Consider the following 18963-nt stretch of genomic DNA (forward strand, 5'->3'; position numbering starts at 1 on the left):
GAAATTCGACTCAGTTTTATCAACTTAGGTCGTTGTCGCGAGGTGGCGTATATTACGCTTTCCTCATTGAGAGTCAAGCTTTTTTTTGCTTATTCTTTTCAGAATCTCTCGCTGCCGGTTCAGTGTTCATCGCGCTTTGCGTTGGCTTGTTCCCGGTCAGTGGATGCGCATTATAGGGAGTCAGAAAAATCTGGCAACCCTTTTTTTGATGTTTTTTTTCGTTCGCTCAGCTTTTCAACGAATTTAGCTTAAATTGCCAATTTTTTCAGCGATTTGAAGCCTTCAGCCTCTAAAACAGGGCGTAATTCTTGTAAACTCTCATTCATTAATAAGCAATAAGCAAAGTCTTCTTCATTTGAATCTGTTACTTCAGCCTGATTATTGATGAGCCAAACGGTTCTTCTGGCAATTGCGGCGCCAGAATCAATAAATCGAGTACCGTTAGGAAGCACTTTTTCGAGTTCTTCTACTATAAGAGGAAAATGGGTGCAACCTAGGATCACGGTATCAGGTGCTTCTTTCATTTTTAGCCATGGTTTGACTGCTTGAGCGATCTCATCGAGCGGTAGCATTTCGCCATGTAATTTTCTTTCTGCTAACTGTACTAGTTCCGCTGAACCTAAAGAAATCACTTTGCAGTCTGTCGCAAAACGCTCAATAAGCTCTTTAGTGTATTCTCGATTCACCGTACCTTTCGTAGCAAGTAAGCCCACTACCCCATTACGTGTCAGCTTCGTCGCCGGCTTAATAGCAGGAACGACACCCACAATAGGAAAAGTAAAATGAGCTCGTAAGTTGGGTAAGCTCACCGTACTTGCTGTATTGCAGGCAATAACGGCAATGGTGAGTGGGTGTTTTTTTGCGATGGCATTAACGATTTGGTACACCCTATCAATAATAAACTCTTCACTTTTTTCACCATAAGGGAAGGCTTCATTATCAAATGCATATATATAGTGTGCATTAGGGATCAATTTTTTGACTTCACGATAGACAGATAACCCGCCCACTCCAGAGTCAAACACCAGAATGGTCGGGCGAACAGATAGGTTGTTATCAGAAGTTGTAGCTTCCTGTGAGGAAATATTCTCTTCCAGCGGTGCGATAACCATACGCGGTCTCATAGTCTTTATCGAACATATTAGCTATTTTACCACGAATTGTGAGATGTGAAGTGATTGGATATGCAGCAGTGATATCCCAAAGGCTAACGCCCCCGAGTTTTAGGCTTTCTGACTTACCATTCTCATAATAAGCAGTATCATGTCGTGAGCCGATATATTGATAGGTCAAGCCCATATCGAGTTTTTCTATATTCCAATCTAACTGATACTTAACTTGTTGCTGAGCTCGGCGTTCCAATACCTTATTGGTATCTTTATTACGAGGATCAATATATTGATACGTAAATTGGTGATGGAACATCCACGTATCAAACTCGCCAACCCATTCCACACCTTTAATTTCAGCCTTACCAATATTTTCATAAGAATTGAACTGCGCACCAGATTTATATGCGATTAAATTGTCAATATCATTATGGTAAGCATTGAGTTGCCAGAATAAAGGACCTGTTGTACCTTCTAAACCAATTTCCCATTGTTGGCTTTCTTCAGGTTTTAGGTCTGGATTTCCTTTCATTTTCCATGAAGGGTTATCTACATATAACTGATTTAAATTAGGAGCTTTATAGGCGGTGGCATAAGAACCAACAAGTTTGTAGCCATCATAAAACTCCCAGCTCAGCCCAGACTGCCATGTCGTATGCCAATCAAACTCTGAGTGGTGATCGGAGCGTATAGCTGCTTCAGCAATCACTGAATCTATTAGTGCATATTGCCCCGTAAGATAGATTCCCGTGTTATTAACTGTTTCTTTTTTACTCGTATTTGTGTAACCACCTGGCTCAACGCTTTGACGTTGATAATCAACGCCGGTGCTAAGACTACCTTTACCAAATTGGTAGTTATTGCCCCATTGCAAATTATATTGTTTCGACTCATCCAGATTAGAATACAACCCATATTGACCATATCTTGGATCGTAATTGTAATCTTTAGAGTGGCTATAACTTCCTAGCAGTGATGTTGAGTAATTGCCTTGATGGTATTTCAGACCTGTTTCATAAGTTCGACTCGAGAACTTACGTGTATCAACAAGGTAATGCTGCATATTTGTATAATCGGTATCATAGCTACCATCATAATCAGTGCGGTTATCATAACCATAGCCACGGGCATAAGCCGAAACATTCGGAGAGAATTGATGTTCAATTCCCAACCATAGTGTTTTATTTAAGAAACCGTCTTTATCTGACTGGGGATATCCATTTGGATAATTCCCTGTACTTCCTCTTGCCTCCACATCAAACCCTTTTGTATAGGTATAAGCCGCCGCGCCCGTAACGGTTGTATTTTCACCAATTTTTTGCTGCGTTGAACCGTTATAGTTTTGATAGCCATAAGAACCAATGCCCGCATTTAATGTGGTTCCATCATTATCGCGACGCGTAATGATATTGATAACACCACCTACCGCATCAGAGCCATAAACTGCTGAACGGGCGCCACGAATATATTCAATACGCTGAACTAATGAGATTGGAATTTGGCTCATATCCGAAGAACCAGAAATTCCCGCTTGATTAAGACGAACACCATCAATTAAAACCAAAACATGGCGTGATTCTGTTCCTCTAATAAAGAGGGAACTTTGTTGCCCTATTCCCCCATTCTGAGCAACATCCACACCCGGCAAACGCCTTAATACATCAATCACGGTATTTGACTGCCAATGATCAATATCTTCACGGGTCACAACGGTAACTGGCGCTAATATAGAAGAGATGGGTTGTTCGAAACGGTTAGCAGACACCACCATTGCATCAGCCGAGTTTGGATTCGCACTTGCCAACGAGGAAATGCCACACAACACTGCCAGAGCTGCCACCGATAATGGTAGCGACTTGTTATTATTCATTATATTTACACTCGGAAAATCAATAGAATTAACATTCCGCGACGCCGAAAATCAGATCCGCGCTGAAATTCAACAAAGCGATAAGAAGTGTGGTAGGTATCGGACTTATAAAGTGACAAGTTGGGTTTCTATATATGAAGCGATATATAAAATGAAAATTCGACCTGTTATATCCCCTAAATAATTCAAGCTGCATGTAGGCGGCAAGCGAAGATATTCCTAGGAGCATACTGAAGTATGTGACTAGGATAGCTGAGCGATGCCAACACCCATGTAGCTTGAAGAATGACAGGGATACCTTAATTACCGTTGCGCGTCAGTTCTGGACTCTCACCAAATTCCCTCAACCACAGCACATAATCCTAAATTGAATAGTTATCAGTGTCCATGAATCGATAATGAAAACTGGACATCTTCGCAGCTTGCCCTACAATTTCGCCCCTGACGTGAATTTTGACTGTTTTATGGGGCCATATGATGCAAAACACCTTGCACACCGAAGATTACCAACTGCAACTTGCAGAGAAAGTTGACCGCCTGAAGAGCTTAATGGCCCCTTATGCTGCGCCTGAACCTGAAATTTTTTCATCACCAACATCCCATTATCGGATGCGTGCAGAATTTAGAATTTGGCACGAAGGCGATGACCTATTTCATATTATGTTTGATAAAGAGACTAAAGAACGTATCCGAATGACGTCATTTCCAGTCGCTAGCCAGCTAATCAATGACATGATGGCTGAACTGCTTCCTTTATTAAAACGCACTGAACTACTACGCCATAAATTATTTCAGATAGATTACTTATCTACGCTAAGCAATAAGCTAATCGTTTCTCTGCTCTACCATAAAAAACTCGGGGATGAGTGGACTGAACAAGCGAAACAATTAAAAGAAGATCTCGTTGCGAAAGGTTTCGACGTTCAGATTATTGGTCGTGCCTCCAAAACAAAAATTATGCTCGACCACGATTATGTTGATGAAATTTTACCTGTAAAAGGTAAAGACATGGTTTATCGTCAAGTTGAAAATAGTTTCACTCAGCCTAACGCGCAGGTAAATATTAAAATGTTAGAGTGGGCAATTGATGCAACTCAACATTCAACAGGCGATTTATTAGAGCTTTACTGTGGGAATGGTAATTTTTCATTAGCGCTAGCTCAAAATTTTAATAAAGTTTTAGCCACTGAAATTGCCAAGCCTTCCGTGCATGCGGCTCAATACAATATTGAAGCTAACAAAATAAATAATGTGCAGATTATCCGAATGTCGGCGGAAGATTTTACCCAAGCCATGAATGGTGTCCGTGAATTTAACCGTTTAGAAGGCATTAATTTAGCGGATTATCAGTGCAATACTATCTTTGTTGACCCTCCGCGTAGTGGCTTAGATGACAAAACGGTTCAGTTAGTACAAGAATATGATCATATTCTGTATATTTCCTGTAATCCTGAAACACTGTGCGATAATTTAGCTGAACTCACCAAAACCCATAGAATAGAAAAGCTCGCGTTGTTTGATCAATTCCCGTACACCCATCATATGGAAAGTGGTGTGTTATTAACTCGACGCTAATTCTTCACTATAAACATCCCATAAAAAACGCCGCACTATAATGTCGCGGCGTTTCTTTTATAGCTTATTAATATTCGGGCAAATATTAATGCTCAGTTTCGCTTTCTAGTGCTTGTTCTTGCAGATCTTTTTTACGCGCTTTCCAGCTGGTATACATCCACAATGCAATAATGACAATTACGGTTGCAGGGATAAAATTAGAACCAACGTCAGGATGTTGGACACGTAAAATTGCAGCATAGCCGAACATACCTAAGAAAAAACTACCTGCGACAAATTTTGGTAATCCCATTGGCATGGCTTGGTGTAAATAACGCTGGTGTAAACAGTAAACAGCCAAAATTAACGTAACGATGGGGAAAATAGAAAATTCCACAAGGGAATTAAACAGGGTAGAGAACGTTCCATGAGTCGATAAGCCAATTACTAAAGACAGCAGTAATGTGCTTCTCTCATAATTTTTGTGTTCCGTCATTGTCTCTCCTTTAACTATTCGGTTAAGTCAGGGTCTGTATCATTTTGTTTTTCTTGCTCGCGGCGGTACCAGTAATAAGCACCTTTAGCTATCATACGTAGCTGTAATACTAACCGCTCTTCGAGGCGACGACGTTTTTCTTCATCAATATCAAGCGCTTCGGCACCCGCACTAAACACTATGGTGACCATCGCTTCAGCTTGCATTTCAGTGAAATAACGAGGCATACGGTTTTCTAATTCAAGATAATCCGCTAATTCCGCAATAAAATGTTGGATTTCTCGTGCGACTGCGGCACGAAATTCAGCAGAAGTTCCTGAACGCTCACGCAATAATAACCTAAACGCATTCGGGTTATTACCTATAAACTCCATAAAAGTGGAGACTGATGTACGGATCACACTCCCGCCTTTTGCGATACGTTGACGTGCTTGTCTCATCAGCTGACGTAACATCAATCCGCTTTCATCAACCATGGTGAGTCCAAGTTCATCAACATCTTTGAAGTGACGGTAAAACGAAGTTGGTACAATACCCGCTTCACGGGCGACTTCCCGTAAGCTGAGGCTAGTAAAACTGCGTTCTGCACTTAATTGGCTAAATGCCGCTTCCACAAGCGAACGACGAGTTTTTTCTTTTTGTTTTGCTCTAACGCCAATAGTGTTGCTCACGATTTTCCTAGTTTTCTACAATTAAAACGTCGCGAATAGATCAAAATATCACTTTTGAATGCGCCCATTCCCTAAGCATACCTGAAAATCATTAATCTAGTTTAGTGAAAAGATGACTCTCCCATCAATTTTCCCATTTTCAGAATTTCACCCAACTTCGTTTTTTCTACGCTGTGTCTTTTATCGACTTTTTTTTCATAAATTTTTTATATACTTTGCGCTTCTTTATTTTTATCTACTTTCTATACTTATTTGTCTTTAGGATTTCGAATTGAGACAAGATGGCAAACGAATGTTACTATCACAACGTCCCTAGAATTAAAACAGGCTTACCTCATGCAACAACATACCCATTTTGATGCAATTGTCATTGGTTCAGGTCCTGGTGGTGAAGGTGCCGCTATGGGGCTGGTCAAACAAGGAAAAAACGTTGCTGTTATAGAACGTTATAACAGTGTCGGCGGCGGCTGTACCCACTGGGGTACTATCCCTTCTAAAGCGCTCCGTCATGCTGTCAGTAGAATTATCGAATTTAATCAAAACCCGCTATACAGTGATAATTCCCGCAATTTACGCTCCTCTTTTTCTGAAATTCTTACCCATGCCGAAACGGTGATTAGTCAGCAAACTAGCATGCGTGAAGGGTTTTATGAACGCAATGGTTGCCAAATGTTCTCTGGTGAAGCAACTTTTGTTGATGATCAGCATGTTAGTGTGCGCTATGCAGATGGTAGTTGCGATGTCCTTAGCGCGGATAAAATTATCATTGCGACTGGTTCACGCCCTTATTGTCCTCCTGATGTCGATTTTACTCATTCCCGAATTTACAACAGCGATACTATCCTCAACCTCTCTCATGAACCTCGCCATGTCATTATTTATGGTGCGGGTGTGATTGGTTGTGAGTACGCATCAATATTTCGTGGATTAGGGGTCAAAGTCGATTTGATCAATACCCGTGATCACTTACTCGCATTCCTTGATCAAGAAATGTCTGACGCACTGTCTTATCACTTTTGGAATAGTGGCGTTGTTATCCGTCACAACGAAGAATATGAAAAGATTGAAGGTTTAGATGACGGCGTTATCGTTCACCTAAAATCGGGCAAGAAAGTGAAAGCTGACTGTTTACTTTTCGCGAATGGACGTACGGGTAATACCGATAATATCGGCCTAGCGAATGTTGGTATTGAAGCCGATGGACGTGGATTAGTCAAAGTTGATCATGCTTATCGTACCAGCAACGAGCATATCTATGCTGTTGGTGATGTCATTGGCTATCCAAGTTTAGCATCCGCCGCGTATGATCAAGGTCGGATTGCAGCTCGTGCAATCACATCAGGCTTAGGCAATGCTCATTTAGTTGAAAATATTCCAACGGGAATTTATACCATTCCAGAAATCAGTTCTGTGGGTAAAACAGAACAAGAATTGACGGCAATGAAAGTTCCTTATGAGGTGGGTCGTGCTCAATTTAAACATTTAGCGCGAGCTCAAATTGCAGGAATGAATGTAGGTAGTTTGAAAATTCTCTTCCACAGAGAAACGCTTCAAATTTTAGGTATTCACTGTTTCGGTGAGCGGGCGGCAGAGATTATTCATATCGGTCAAGCCATTATGGAACAAAAAGGTGAAGGAAATACCATCGAATACTTTATTAATACTACGTTTAACTACCCTACCATGGCAGAAGCGTTCCGTGTTGCGGCGCTGAATGGTCTAAATCGACTATTTTAACCGATAATAACGCTTTCCATGTAAGTGATTGCAGGGTTGACTCCCGCAATCACTTTTTTTGTTTCAACGCTTTTTGCTGCATTTAATCTGAGTTCTTACTTTTTATTTCTATAATACTTATCCATTGAGCTATAGATAGTCTCAGCTAGCTGCTCATAACGACCACGTAATGGAGAACCCGGACGGTAGACCAGAACAATTCGGCGTTTAGGTTCTGGCTCAATACAATTCAAATAACAAACCCCATCACGGCAAGCTTCATGTGGTACCGCCAAATCAGGTAGTAATGTAATACCACTACCCGCCGCTACCATGTTGCGCAGTGTTTCTAAGCTGGTTGCACGAAAATGTGTATCTTCTTTTGCACCTGCTTGGAAGCAGAATCCCATCGCTTGATCACGCAAACAGTGACCATCTTCTAGCATTAATAATTTCTCGCCCGCTAATTCCCCCATTTCAACCGTGTCGCGGTCATGCCATGGGTGGCTTTCATAAATGGCGAGTTTCATCGGTTCTTCAAATAATGGAACCACGATAAATGGTTCTGTTTCTTTGACTTCTGCCAGAATAGCGCAATCCAATTTACCACTGTCTAACTGTGCCAATAATTGCTGGGTTTGTGCTTCGTGTAAGTAAATTTCCAGCTTCGGGTGCACTCGATGTAATTCGGGGATAATGTGTGGGAGCAGATAGGGAGCGACTGTTGGGATCAGTCCTATATGTAACGGTCCCGACATGCTTTCGCCTTGTAACGCTGCCATTTCTTGTAAAACTTTAATTTCTCTTAAAATCGTTCTTGCTTGCTCAACGAGCAGTAAACCTTGTTGAGTAAAAAGTACTTTTCGGCTGGTTCTTTCTAATAACATCACGCCAAGCTCTTCTTCAAGCTTACGGATTTGACCGCTCAGTGTAGGCTGACTTACATGGCAAGAATCCGCAGCACGTCTAAAATGTTTGTGCTCAGCAAGTGCAACTAGGTACTCCAGATCACGAATATTCATCCGCCTTTTTCCTCTCGTTATGCCTATCTATATAGATAATACCAATCATTATAGAGAATATATAATGTTTCATCTATCAATAAAATTAAAAAATGCTAGATAAGCTTTTAGGGTTTCTCTCATTTGAGATTAAAACAAAATGCTCCTCTAAGAAAGTAAATGTATTTTCGCTATTTTATTGGAAAAACAACACCAAACAAAATCACAAACCCAAATTACCTTTATTTCAGGTAACCAAATTTATATCAAATTAACATATCCAATATATTTAGAATTAATATTTACCAAACCCAAGTTGAACAAAAATTTAGATATTTTAATTAAGAGGCAAAAAAATGTGAGAGACACTGTCAACCTTAAATGATGCAGCAAAAAACAGTCAGCTACGTTAAAACTAAAACCTGTTCAATACCGATAATATCAAATGTAAATCATACCTTACTTGTCATATCAGTACGGAGTGTTGGCTCTAAGCCATCTAGATAATGATGCTTATGTTTTTATACCATATGATTATTAAAAGCTTTTCAAAACTGATAATGAAAAACAAATCAGAGGCACATTAATAAGATTTAATACCTGAAAATTAGGTAATAACAAGAATAAGAGTGAAATTGTGTAAGTACTATTCCATAGCAATGAAATATTTTGTTATATTCTCTTTCATATTTAATTAAAGTTTGTAAATACATATAAAAGAATATATTAAATTAATCGACATTAAATCAAACACACATTTACACTCACCTAATGAGGCGGATGGCACCAAAACGAATAAACTGGAGTTATTATCTAAAAATAAATGATAAATTGAATTTTTGCACCACAAATATCTCAAAATTAGTTTGAATATGGTTTTTTATTGGTAAGTGTTTACGCTTATACTATATTTTAATTATCCCATATTGTTTAATTTAATTTTAAAATTCCCATACATTTCATTTTCAATATTTACACCTTAATCGAGTTTTTTGTTTTATTATATCCTCCGTCGAATAAAACGAGGTAATTGAAAAAAGAAAAGTAGCCAATATATATATTACGTCACAATAAAATTACTAATTAATACAATTAAATAAATTGATTAAACACAAATCAGTTAGGGGATACTATTATGAAAAATTTAACTTCTATTACTAAAAAAATCTTCTCTCGCGCTGTCATGGCGTTATTATTAGTTCCAACGTTAGGTGCTATCAATGCCTATGCAGACAACAATGGGCACAGTGGCACAATCCAATTTACTGGCGCGATTGTCTATGGAGCATGCTTAAATGAAGTCGGTAATAATAACGTCACTTTAAATTGCCTAGATGATAATGACGATATGGTTGCTAATAATATTGACCTCAAGAAATTAGTAAAAACTCAAGGTTGGACAGTCTTGAATGGTGGTCGAAGTTCCTATTCTTATAATTGGGTGAATAAAGATAAAAAAATCGGAATGTTAACAATTAAATATAGCTAAGCGTCAATGTTATGGAAATTGGGGTAGTCATGCTACCCCCCATTTTTTATTGCATCTTCAAACGAGCTTTCGCATCCCCAATAGCTTTCGCCACCTGCATTTGAGATACCCCACCTTTTGCTAACCGCTTATCTAGGCAAGATTGTAGAGACAGAATCTCATACACATCTAATTGAATTGCAGCACTAAATTTTTGTAAATCACTTAACGCCATCTCTTCTAATGCCTTACCTTGGGCGATTGCAGCCACTACCGCTTCACCGACAATATGGTGCGCTTCACGGAATGGAACGCCTTTTGCGACTAAGTAGTCCGCCAGCTCAGTTGCATTCGCATAGCCTTGCTTAGCGGCATCTTCACAACGAGCACGGCGAATTTGAATGCCATCTAATACTAATACCGCCATATGCATGCAGTCTAACCAAGTATCCAATGCATCAAATAGCCCTTCTTTGTCTTCTTGCATATCCTTATTGTAAGCAAGAGGAAGCCCTTTTAAGGTCATCATCATCCCAGTTAATGCCCCTTGAACACGACCACATTTACCACGAATAAGCTCCAGTGCATCCGGATTTTTCTTTTGTGGCATGAGGGATGAACCCGATGTGACTTTATCTGAAAGCTCAACAAATCCAGCTTCGCCACTATTAAAGAAAATTAAATCTTCAGCGAAACGTGATAAGTGAACCATACCGATACTCGCATCCGATAATAGCTCTAATACATGGTCTCTATCAGAAACAGTATCTAAGCTATTACGTGTCGCAGAGGAAAACCCTAACCATGATGCTAATTGCTCACGGTCAATATCATAGGCCGTACCCGCCAACGCCCCACAACCTAATGGGCTGACATCTAAACGCTTTAAAGTATCTTGCAAACGGCTTTCATCACGAGACAACATTTCGCTATACGCTAAACACCAATGGGCGAATGTCACTGGCTGAGCACGTTGTAAGTGGGTATAGCCTGGCATCACTGCATCTTGGTTATTTTCAGCGGTGATGACCAACGCTTTTTGTAACTCAGTCACAGCTTCTAATAACAGCGCCACTTGGTCTTTACACCACAGTTTTAAATCTGTCGCGACTTGGTCATTACGGCTACGACCTGTGTGCAATTTTTTTCCTAAATCACCGACTTTATCAATCAGTTTACCTTCAACCCAGCTATGAATATCTTCGGCGTCGCTTTGCAGGATAATTTCAGGATCGGCTTGCACTTCCGCCAATAGCACATTGAGTGCTTGCTCGAGAGATTTTTGCTCGCTATCAGATAACACACCAACCGTCACCAATGCTTTTGACCATGCGACTGAGCCAATAATATCTTGCTCCGCTAAGCGATAGTCAAAACGCAGTGAGTCATTAAACTGTTTAAACCGTTGATCTGCCTGCTGACTAAAACGTCCACCCCAAAGTGCCATAACGAGTCCCTACCTGATTGATAAAATAAGTGTCTGCCCGACAGCCTTATTTGGCTATCGGGGTCATACTAATAAAACTATTTTGCTTTGTTCTGCTCTTTCAGCGCACGAATACGTGAAGAGAGTGAGTAGAGGCGGATAAATCCACCAGCATGGCTGTGATCGTAAACTTCATCTTCACCAAATGTTGCAAACTCTTCAGAGTACAGGCTCTTATCTGCTTTCTTCTGGATAGCCGTCACTTGCCCTTTATACAGTTTTAGCACCACTTCACCCGTCACATCCTGAGCTAATGACTCTGCGGCGGCTTGTAAAGAATGGCGTAATGGCGCAAACCAACGACCGTCATACACGACATAAGACATTTCCAGACCTAACTGCTCACGCCATTTGTAACTATCGCGGTCTAATACCAGCTGCTCAACACCACGTAGTGCAGCCATCATGATGGTACCCCCTGGGGTTTCATAGCAACCACGAGATTTCATACCCACTAAACGGTTTTCCACAATATCGATACGACCCACACCGTGTTTTGCGCCCAGCGTATTGAGTGTTTCTAAACAACCCAATGGAGACAATGTATTGCCATTCACCGAAACCACTTCGCCGTGTTTCACGCCAACAGTCACCAGCTCAGCTTCATCCGGTGCGTCTTTCGGATCAACTGTCCATACCCAGCAATCTTGGTTAGCCGCATTCCATGTGCTTTCCAATACGCCACCTTCTGTAGAGATATGCCATGCGTTTTCATCACGGCTGTAGATTTTTTCTAAGCTTGCAGTCGTTGGAATATTACGTTCTTTCAGGTAATCCAATAACGCTTCACGAGAACGCAGATCCCATTCACGCCAAGGTGCAATAACTTTCAGTTGCGGTGCTAATGCTGTATAGGTACTTTCAAAACGAACTTGGTCGTTACCTTTACCTGTTGCGCCATGGGCAACTGCATCCGCACCCACTTTTAGCGCGATTTCAACTTGAGCTTTGGCGATAATCGGACGTGCCATTGATGTCCCCAGCAAATAGCTACCTTCATACAGTGCACCGGTTTTCAATACTGGGTAGATATACTCTTTGATGAATTCTTCACGCAGGTCAACCACGTAGCATTCAGAAGCGCCGGATTGCAGTGCTTTTTTCTCAACGCCCACTAAATCTTCTCTGTCTTGACCCACATCGGCGACGAATGCCACGACTTCACAGTCATCGTAATTCTCTTTTAACCACGGAATGATCGCCGATGTATCTAGTCCACCAGAGTACGCTAATACAATTTTCTTAATGCCCTTTTTCATAACTTACCTATCCCATTAAATGCGTTATTTGTCTGTTTGCTTATTCAGTCCATGACTCAAGAAGCGAGAATTCGTGTACCGATTGCGGTGCCATTAAATAACGATGGCAATTGTTCTGCATGGCGCCAGCTAGCAATATCGACAGGGCGCTGTAAGGTAGAAGCCGCTTCCAGTGCCGCATTCACTTTAACAATCATGCCATCTGTAATAATGCCTTGTTCAATCAGCTTCTGTGCTTTGGTGGTAGTCATTTCATCAATTTTTTGACCTTTACCATCCAAAATGCCACTGACATCAGAAAGCAGTACCAGATCCGCATTCAATGCCTGAGCAATCGCTGTTGCAGCTTGGTCAGCGTTAACATTCATTAATTGCCCATCATTCGTGATCCCGATAGAGCTAATAATTGGCAAGTAACCCGAAGACAGTAAAAGCTTCAGTAATTTCGCATCACCCGCTTTTGCACTACCAACATGACCCAGTTCATCATTAATTTGCGTTACCACTGCGCTGTGACCATCCCCAAGAGACAATCCTACTGCTTGTAGTTGATGTTTAATCGCCCACGCTAATAATGTTTTATTCGCCGTACCGGCTAAAGCACCTACAATAATGTCGATTTGATCAGCTGGAGTCACACGCAGCCCTTGTTTCTTCACGACAGGTAATTGCAGCTTTTGCATCAATTCATCCACTAAACAACCACCACCGTGCACAATGACCAACTCACGTTGATGAGCCTGACGATAGGTTTGGATTGCCGTAAATAATCTTTCTAGCGCTTCTTCGCTATCGAGTAACACACCGCCCAGTTTAATGACTAAAGGTTGCATGGAGATTTATCCTTAATAAATTGCCATAAGAGCATTAAAGTAATGATTGCGTTTCGTTGAAACCAAACCGAATATTCATGCATTGAACCGCTTGTGCGGCGGCACCTTTTAATAGGTTATCTTCTGTCCCGACTAAAATCAGGTGTTCACCTTTCAATACAAATCCGATATCACAAAATGGCGTGCCAACGACCGATTTCAGTGCAGGTACACCTTTGTCATATAAACGAACTAACGGTTTATCGTGATACGCGCCTTTAAATGTTTGGCTAATTTGCTCCGTTGTTACGCCGGCTTTCACTTTACAAGTGATGGTCGCCAGTATACCCCGTGCAAAGTTGCCTAAATGTGGCGTGAAGATGACCTCTCTACCTAGATGTGTGGCTATTTCAGGTTGATGACGGTGGGTAAAAATACCGTATGGCTGCAAGCTCACTTCGCAGAAGCTATTGGTCATTGATGCTTTACGCCCTGCCCCTGAAACACCGCTAGTCGCATTGATCACTGGCCACATGTTTTCATCGAGTAAATCCGCTTCAATCAACGGCTTTAATGAAAGCTGAGAAACAGTTGGGTAACACCCCGGTACAGCAATCAGCTGAGCTTGGCGGATTTTATCTGCCTGCCATTCCGCTAAACCGTAAACTGCTTGCATTAACCACTGGGTGTTTGTATGTTCGAAACCGTAGTATTGCGGATAAAACGCCGCATCTTGAACACGATAAGCACCAGAAAGGTCAAAGACCACACAACCCGCTTCAAGAAACTGAGGCGCGATGTCATGACTCACTTCATGGGCGGTTGCGAGGAAAACAACATCGATACCTTTTGCCGCCTCAGCCACATCTGTGAGGGGTTGGACCGGAAGATCAATGATGCCTTTATACTGGGGATGTAAATCAGAAAAGCATTTACCCGCATCTGCACTTTGTGCAGAAACCATCAATCCAGAAAGATGAATTTCAGGATGACGTTGTAAGTAAGCGGCTAATTCTGCTCCAGTATAACCACTGGCCCCGACAATGAGTGTGTTCAACATGTGTTTTCTACCTTGTACTCGTGACCCAAACAGTTTAATGTGTATTTTTATTCAAATAAAGTGCATGAATATTGATACTATTATGGATAAAGGCTGTCAACAGTGAATATTAAATTACCTGCATTTATTGAGATTTATCGTCAATTAATCGCCACTCCGTCGATCAGTGCGACCGATTCGCAACTCGATCAGAGTAACCGAGCACTCGTGGAGCTCTTAGGTGGATGGTTAGAAACCTTAGGCTTTACGGTGAATATTCAACCGGTCCCTGATACACGAGATAAATATAACCTATTAGCGTCGATTGGTGAGGGCAATGGCGGATTGATGCTCTGCGGTCATACGGATACTGTTCCATTTGATGACGGACGCTGGAGTAAAGATCCTTTCAAGCTCACCGAGCATGACGGCAAGCTATACGGGCTTGGTACCGCCGATATGAAAGGTTTTTTTGCTTTCATTATTGATGCACTGCGCGATGTTGACCTCAGCACCTTAAAACGCCCATTACATATTCTCGCGACCGCCGATGAAGAAACCTCCATGGCAGGAGCGCGCTTTTTTGCTGCTAGCACGGAATTACGCCCTGATTTCGCCATTATCGGCGAACCAACATCCTTGCAGCCTATCCGCGCGCATAAAGGTCACCTTTCTAATGCTATCCGCATTACGGGCCAATCAGGGCACTCCAGTGATCCCGATAGAGGCGTGAATGCGATTGAATTAATGCATGAATCCATCTCTCACCTGATGACCCTAAGAAATACATTGAAAGAACGCTATAACAACCCCGCGTTTGTTATTCCTTATCCAACAATGAACTTTGGTCATATCCATGGTGGTGATGCGGCAAACCGAATTTGTGGATGCTGTGAATTGCATATGGATATTCGCCCACTACCGGGTTTAACCTTGCAAGATCTCGACGAACTTCTCAATGAAACCCTTGAGCCAGTTCGTGCAAAATGGCCGGGTCGTTTAGCGATTGAAGAGATGCATCCCCCAATCCCTGGCTATGAGTGCCCAACGGACCATAAAATGGTCGCTGTGATTGAGCAGCTATTAAATAAAAAAGCAGAGACCGTTAACTACTGTACAGAAGCACCGTTTATCCAAGAACTTTGCCCAACGCTGGTACTCGGTCCCGGCTCTATTGAACAAGCCCACCAGCCTGATGAGTTCATCGATATGAGTTTTATTGAACCAACCCGCCAACTCATCAGCCAAATGGTCGAGCACTTCTGTTTTACTGAATAGTGTTTTACTGAATAATTTTGCACTTCATGCGGAGCCGACCAAGCTCCGCATTTTCTTCATCATGAATTTTTCTCTTGTTGTACCTGAAAAAACATCAATTCTAGATTTGATTTAAGGGTTGACTCTCGCTCAATATCAAGTAATCTCTATCTAGACGTCTAAACGTATAGAAGTTTACATGGATGTATATAATCGGATAGTGAAACTAATAATTAAATAATAAGTCTGTTAAGGCGAGGTCACGGGTATGAGTTTCTTTCACGCAAATCAGCGCGAGGCGTTGAACCAAAATTTAGCTGAATTAGATGGGCAGATTAATGTCTCATTTGAATTTTTCCCACCTCGCTCAACAGAAATGGAACAAACTCTGTGGAAATCCATCGATAGGCTCAAAGTATTAAAGCCGAATTTTGTCTCTGTCACCTACGGAGCCAATTCCGGTGAGCGAGACAGAACCCATAGCATCATTAAAGACATTAAAGATAAAACTGGGCTGGTGGCAGCACCTCACTTAACCTGCATTGATGCCAGTCGTGATGAGTTAAGAGCTATCGCACGGGATTATTGGGATAACGGTATTCGCCATATTGTTGCGTTACGCGGCGATCTCCCCGATAACAGCCAAAAGCCTGAGCTGTATGCTGAGCATCTAGTCGAATTACTGAAAACAGAAGCTGACTTTGATATTTCAGTGGCAGCTTACCCAGAGGTACACCCAGAAGCTAAAAGCGCCCAGGCGGATTTAATTAATTTAAAGAAAAAAATTGAGGCTGGTGCCAACCGCGCAATTACTCAGTTTTTCTTCGATGTGGAAAGCTATCTACGCTTTCGTGATCGCTGCGTTGCAACCGGCATTGATGTGGAAATTGTTCCAGGAATTTTGCCTGTCTCTAACTTCCGCCAGCTCGAACGTTTTGCCAAGCTCACCAACGTGCGTATTCCAAGTTGGATGAACAGAATGTATGAAGGGTTAGATGATGACCCTGAAAGCCGTAATCTTGTTGGTGCATCGATTGCGATGGATATGGTGAAAATTTTAAGTCGTGAAGGGGTAAAGGATTTCCATTTTTATACCTTAAACCGCTCTGAGTTAACGTATGCTATTTGCCATACCTTAGGTGTCAGACCGCAATAACGCTTCTATTCCATATAACTTATCGGGCTATTTCATCAGAAATGAATTAGCTCGATAATATTTCCTATTTATCACGTCACTTGTAAATTACACTCAAAATTAGAGTAAATATAACCCATCATTATTAGACTGGTTTAGGAAGGATATTACAGAAATAATTTCAAAAACACGTCTAAATAGAATTAAATACAGTAAGCTTTTAATTTAAAATATGAAGATAGATCAATCCAAAACAAATAGTCTTTTAATGATGAATTATACAATGTCATTAAAACCCTAGAAAAACGCTACGTTATCTTTAATAATGACAGTACCTCACATCATAGAAATATTAATTTTCAATAACTTACCCCTCTCACCAAAAATCACATCCTATTGATACAGCTCACTTTTTCACATTAAATGACTTAGTGAAATTTCAAATTAACAGCGTTGTAAAATTGTTACTTTGGATTAACTTCAAATTTAAATTATATTTACTATGAAAACAAACCATCAAAATAACCACGATTAAAATAAGACTTTTCCTTAAATGACTTTATTCTAATTTATTTTTATGCTTATATGAAAATATAAGTTCACTGATCCTTCCTAGTAATACTGTCTCAATTATTGAGGAGATTCGTTGTATGAATAATAAATCAGTATCTTCAAAATATAGTGAATTAGATGATATCTATGCATCACTTGATTTATCCCAATCATTACCAAAATCGAAATTCCCAACCAAAGAAAGCGACCCACGAAATGTCTTTAGTGCGGTGCGTGATGAGTTAATGCTAGATGGTAATTCCCGACAAAACTTAGCGACATTTTGCCAAACATGGGTTGATGATGAAATCCGCAGTTTGATGGATCTCTCTATCGACAAAAACATGATTGATAAAGATGAATATCCACAAACTGCCGAAATTGAAAATCGTTGTGTGCATATGCTAGCCGATTTATGGCACTCCCCTGATGCACTCAATACATTAGGTTGTTCAACCATTGGTTCTTCTGAAGCGGCAATGTTGGGCGGTTTAGCGTTAAAATGGCAATGGCGTAAAAAACAAGCCGCCAAAGGAAAACCGACCGATAAACCCAATTTAATTTGTGGTCCAGTACAAATCTGCTGGCATAAATTTGCGCGTTATTTTGATGTCGAACTGCGTGAGATCCCACTGGAAGGCGACCGCCTGATTATGAGCCCTGAAGAGGTCATCAAACGTGTCGATGAAAACACTATCGGTGTTGTTCCAACATTAGGTGTGACCTTCACTTGCCAATATGAACCCGTAAAAGCCGTACATGATGCACTGGATAAACTGCAAAAAGAGACGGGCTTAGATATTCCTATTCACGTGGATGGGGCAAGTGGTGGTTTCCTCGCACCTTTCTGCGCGCCGACATTGGAATGGGATTTCCGTTTACCACGCGTCAAATCCATCAACGCTTCTGGGCACAAATTCGGTTTAGCGCCATTAGGTGCTGGCTGGGTTGTTTGGCGTGAAGCGAAAGATCTCCCTGAAGAGCTCATTTTCAATGTGAACTACCTTGGCGGTAATATGCCAACTTTCGCCTTGAACTTCTCTCGTCCTGGTGGGCAAATTATTGCTCAATACTACAATTTCCTACGCCTTGGTCGCGAAGGCTACGCAAAAATTCATAATGCGTGTTATGCCACCGCTCAATATCTCGCCCGTGAAATTGAAAAACTGGGTCCATTTGAGATGATTTTTGATGGCGATAGTGCCAAAGGTATCCCTGCACTTGCATGGAAATTAAAAGATGGCGTAAAAAACAGTAACTACTCTTTATACGATATTGCTGACAAATTACGTAGTCGCGGTTGGCAAGTTCCTGCCTACTCAATGCCTGCAAACCGCGAAGATCTGGTTATCCAACGTATTCTCGTCCGTCATGGTGTTAGCCTAGACCTTGCCTCATTACTCATTGAAGACTTCAAACGTACTCTCGAATATTTCGAGAAACACCCAGTCAGTACACCACTTTCTGAAGAAGAAAGCGGTGGATTCAATCACAGCTAATCCTTAGTCGTTTATCCAGTCGGCGTATCCATTCATGCG

General features: G+C 41.2%; 16 protein-coding genes. 7 read left to right on the forward strand and 9 right to left on the reverse strand.

Features of this window, described 5'->3' with window-relative positions; genetic code table 11:
- Positions 1-252 (forward strand): hypothetical protein (locus PROVALCAL_RS19895; RefSeq protein WP_207383148.1); only part of this gene is annotated, 252 nt, incomplete at its 5' end.
- Here the strand turns inward: PROVALCAL_RS19895 and murI are convergent.
- Together murI and btuB are read right to left on the reverse strand one after the other, a co-directional pair.
- The gene (gene murI / locus PROVALCAL_RS16575) at positions 249-1112 is read right to left on the reverse strand and encodes a glutamate racemase (RefSeq protein ID WP_006663170.1); all 864 of its coding nucleotides are present in this window, start codon (positions 1110-1112) and stop codon (positions 249-251) included. The genes PROVALCAL_RS19895 and murI overlap by 4 nt on opposite strands.
- Positions 1057-2979, reverse strand: a complete 1923-nt coding sequence (gene btuB / locus PROVALCAL_RS16580; RefSeq protein ID WP_039862286.1) for a TonB-dependent vitamin B12 receptor BtuB — start codon at positions 2977-2979, stop codon at positions 1057-1059. The genes murI and btuB overlap by 56 nt, the downstream gene beginning before the upstream one ends.
- A 477-nt stretch (positions 2980-3456) precedes the next feature.
- On the opposite strand from btuB, the gene trmA reads away from it, so the two are divergent.
- Positions 3457-4554, forward strand: coding sequence for a tRNA (uridine(54)-C5)-methyltransferase TrmA (gene trmA, locus PROVALCAL_RS16585; protein WP_039862288.1), 1098 nt, complete (start codon positions 3457-3459; stop codon positions 4552-4554).
- An 85-nt stretch (positions 4555-4639) separates the two neighbouring features.
- On the opposite strand, the gene PROVALCAL_RS16590 is transcribed toward trmA, so the two are convergent.
- Both PROVALCAL_RS16590 and fabR read right to left on the reverse strand, forming a co-directional pair.
- The gene (locus PROVALCAL_RS16590) at positions 4640-5029 is read right to left on the reverse strand and encodes a YijD family membrane protein (protein WP_006663173.1); all 390 of its coding nucleotides are present in this window, start codon (positions 5027-5029) and stop codon (positions 4640-4642) included.
- Between the two features lie 14 nt (positions 5030-5043).
- Positions 5044-5700 carry an HTH-type transcriptional repressor FabR gene (fabR, locus tag PROVALCAL_RS16595; protein ID WP_006660489.1) on the reverse strand — a complete coding sequence of 219 codons (657 nt, stop codon included), beginning with the start codon at positions 5698-5700 and terminating at the stop codon, positions 5044-5046.
- Between the two features lie 336 nt (positions 5701-6036).
- Here fabR and sthA point away from each other — a divergent pair, with 336 nt between their 5' ends.
- Positions 6037-7437, forward strand: coding sequence for a Si-specific NAD(P)(+) transhydrogenase (gene sthA, locus PROVALCAL_RS16600; RefSeq protein ID WP_006660490.1), 1401 nt, complete (start codon positions 6037-6039; stop codon positions 7435-7437).
- 95 nt (positions 7438-7532) lie between these two features.
- On the opposite strand, the gene oxyR is transcribed toward sthA, so the two are convergent.
- Complete coding sequence (oxyR, locus tag PROVALCAL_RS16605) at positions 7533-8438, reverse strand: DNA-binding transcriptional regulator OxyR (protein ID WP_006660491.1); 906 nt, start codon at positions 8436-8438, stop codon at positions 7533-7535.
- Between the two features lie 1114 nt (positions 8439-9552).
- Between oxyR and PROVALCAL_RS16610 the strand changes: the two genes are divergently transcribed.
- Positions 9553-9906, forward strand: a complete 354-nt coding sequence (locus tag PROVALCAL_RS16610) for a hypothetical protein (protein WP_006660493.1) — start codon at positions 9553-9555, stop codon at positions 9904-9906.
- A gap of 46 nt (positions 9907-9952) precedes the next feature.
- Here the strand turns inward: PROVALCAL_RS16610 and argH are convergent, their stop codons facing one another.
- From argH to argC, 4 genes are all read right to left on the reverse strand, one after another.
- A complete protein-coding gene (gene argH / locus PROVALCAL_RS16615) occupies positions 9953-11332 on the reverse strand; it encodes an argininosuccinate lyase (protein ID WP_006660494.1) in 1380 nt (459 codons plus the stop codon).
- A gap of 77 nt (positions 11333-11409) precedes the next feature.
- A complete protein-coding gene (locus PROVALCAL_RS16620; protein ID WP_006660495.1) occupies positions 11410-12630 on the reverse strand; it encodes an argininosuccinate synthase in 1221 nt (406 codons plus the stop codon).
- A gap of 56 nt (positions 12631-12686) precedes the next feature.
- A complete protein-coding gene (gene argB, locus PROVALCAL_RS16625) occupies positions 12687-13463 on the reverse strand; it encodes an acetylglutamate kinase (protein ID WP_006660496.1) in 777 nt (258 codons plus the stop codon).
- A gap of 34 nt (positions 13464-13497) precedes the next feature.
- Positions 13498-14502 (reverse strand): N-acetyl-gamma-glutamyl-phosphate reductase, encoded by a 1005-nt coding sequence (gene argC, locus PROVALCAL_RS16630; protein ID WP_006660497.1) that lies wholly within the window; start codon positions 14500-14502, stop codon positions 13498-13500.
- Between the two features lie 102 nt (positions 14503-14604).
- Between argC and argE the strand changes: the two genes are divergently transcribed.
- From argE to gad, 3 genes are all read left to right on the forward strand, one after another.
- A complete protein-coding gene (argE, locus tag PROVALCAL_RS16635; RefSeq protein ID WP_006660498.1) occupies positions 14605-15759 on the forward strand; it encodes an acetylornithine deacetylase in 1155 nt (384 codons plus the stop codon).
- Positions 15760-16006: 247 nt separating this feature from the next.
- Complete coding sequence (gene metF / locus PROVALCAL_RS16640) at positions 16007-16894, forward strand: methylenetetrahydrofolate reductase (RefSeq protein WP_006660499.1); 888 nt, start codon at positions 16007-16009, stop codon at positions 16892-16894.
- Between the two features lie 629 nt (positions 16895-17523).
- Positions 17524-18924 carry a glutamate decarboxylase gene (gene gad, locus PROVALCAL_RS16645; RefSeq protein WP_006660500.1) on the forward strand — a complete coding sequence of 467 codons (1401 nt, stop codon included), beginning with the start codon at positions 17524-17526 and terminating at the stop codon, positions 18922-18924.
- Positions 18925-18963: the final 39 nt, after the last annotated feature.

It is taken from the genome of Providencia alcalifaciens DSM 30120, assembly GCF_000173415.1.
Classification (GTDB): Bacteria; Pseudomonadota; Gammaproteobacteria; order Enterobacterales; family Enterobacteriaceae; genus Providencia; species Providencia alcalifaciens.

What these genes read in the sequence shown, in the direction of transcription:
- argC (WP_006660497.1), bottom strand. Translation starts at nt 14,502, where the DNA reads ATGTTGAACACACTCATTGTCGGGGCCAGTGGTTATACTGGAGCAGAA.
- argH (WP_006660494.1), bottom strand. Translation starts at nt 11,332, where the DNA reads ATGGCACTTTGGGGTGGACGTTTTAGTCAGCAGGCAGATCAACGGTTT.
- PROVALCAL_RS16590 (WP_006663173.1), bottom strand. Translation starts at nt 5,029, where the DNA reads ATGACGGAACACAAAAATTATGAGAGAAGCACATTACTGCTGTCTTTA.
- oxyR (WP_006660491.1), bottom strand. Translation starts at nt 8,438, where the DNA reads ATGAATATTCGTGATCTGGAGTACCTAGTTGCACTTGCTGAGCACAAA.
- trmA (WP_039862288.1), top strand. Translation starts at nt 3,457, where the DNA reads ATGCAAAACACCTTGCACACCGAAGATTACCAACTGCAACTTGCAGAG.
- btuB (WP_039862286.1), bottom strand. Translation starts at nt 2,979, where the DNA reads ATGAATAATAACAAGTCGCTACCATTATCGGTGGCAGCTCTGGCAGTG.
- PROVALCAL_RS16620 (WP_006660495.1), bottom strand. Translation starts at nt 12,630, where the DNA reads ATGAAAAAGGGCATTAAGAAAATTGTATTAGCGTACTCTGGTGGACTA.
- gad (WP_006660500.1), top strand. Translation starts at nt 17,524, where the DNA reads ATGAATAATAAATCAGTATCTTCAAAATATAGTGAATTAGATGATATC.
- metF (WP_006660499.1), top strand. Translation starts at nt 16,007, where the DNA reads ATGAGTTTCTTTCACGCAAATCAGCGCGAGGCGTTGAACCAAAATTTA.
- sthA (WP_006660490.1), top strand. Translation starts at nt 6,037, where the DNA reads ATGCAACAACATACCCATTTTGATGCAATTGTCATTGGTTCAGGTCCT.
- PROVALCAL_RS16610 (WP_006660493.1), top strand. Translation starts at nt 9,553, where the DNA reads ATGAAAAATTTAACTTCTATTACTAAAAAAATCTTCTCTCGCGCTGTC.
- murI (WP_006663170.1), bottom strand. Translation starts at nt 1,112, where the DNA reads ATGGTTATCGCACCGCTGGAAGAGAATATTTCCTCACAGGAAGCTACA.
- argB (WP_006660496.1), bottom strand. Translation starts at nt 13,463, where the DNA reads ATGCAACCTTTAGTCATTAAACTGGGCGGTGTGTTACTCGATAGCGAA.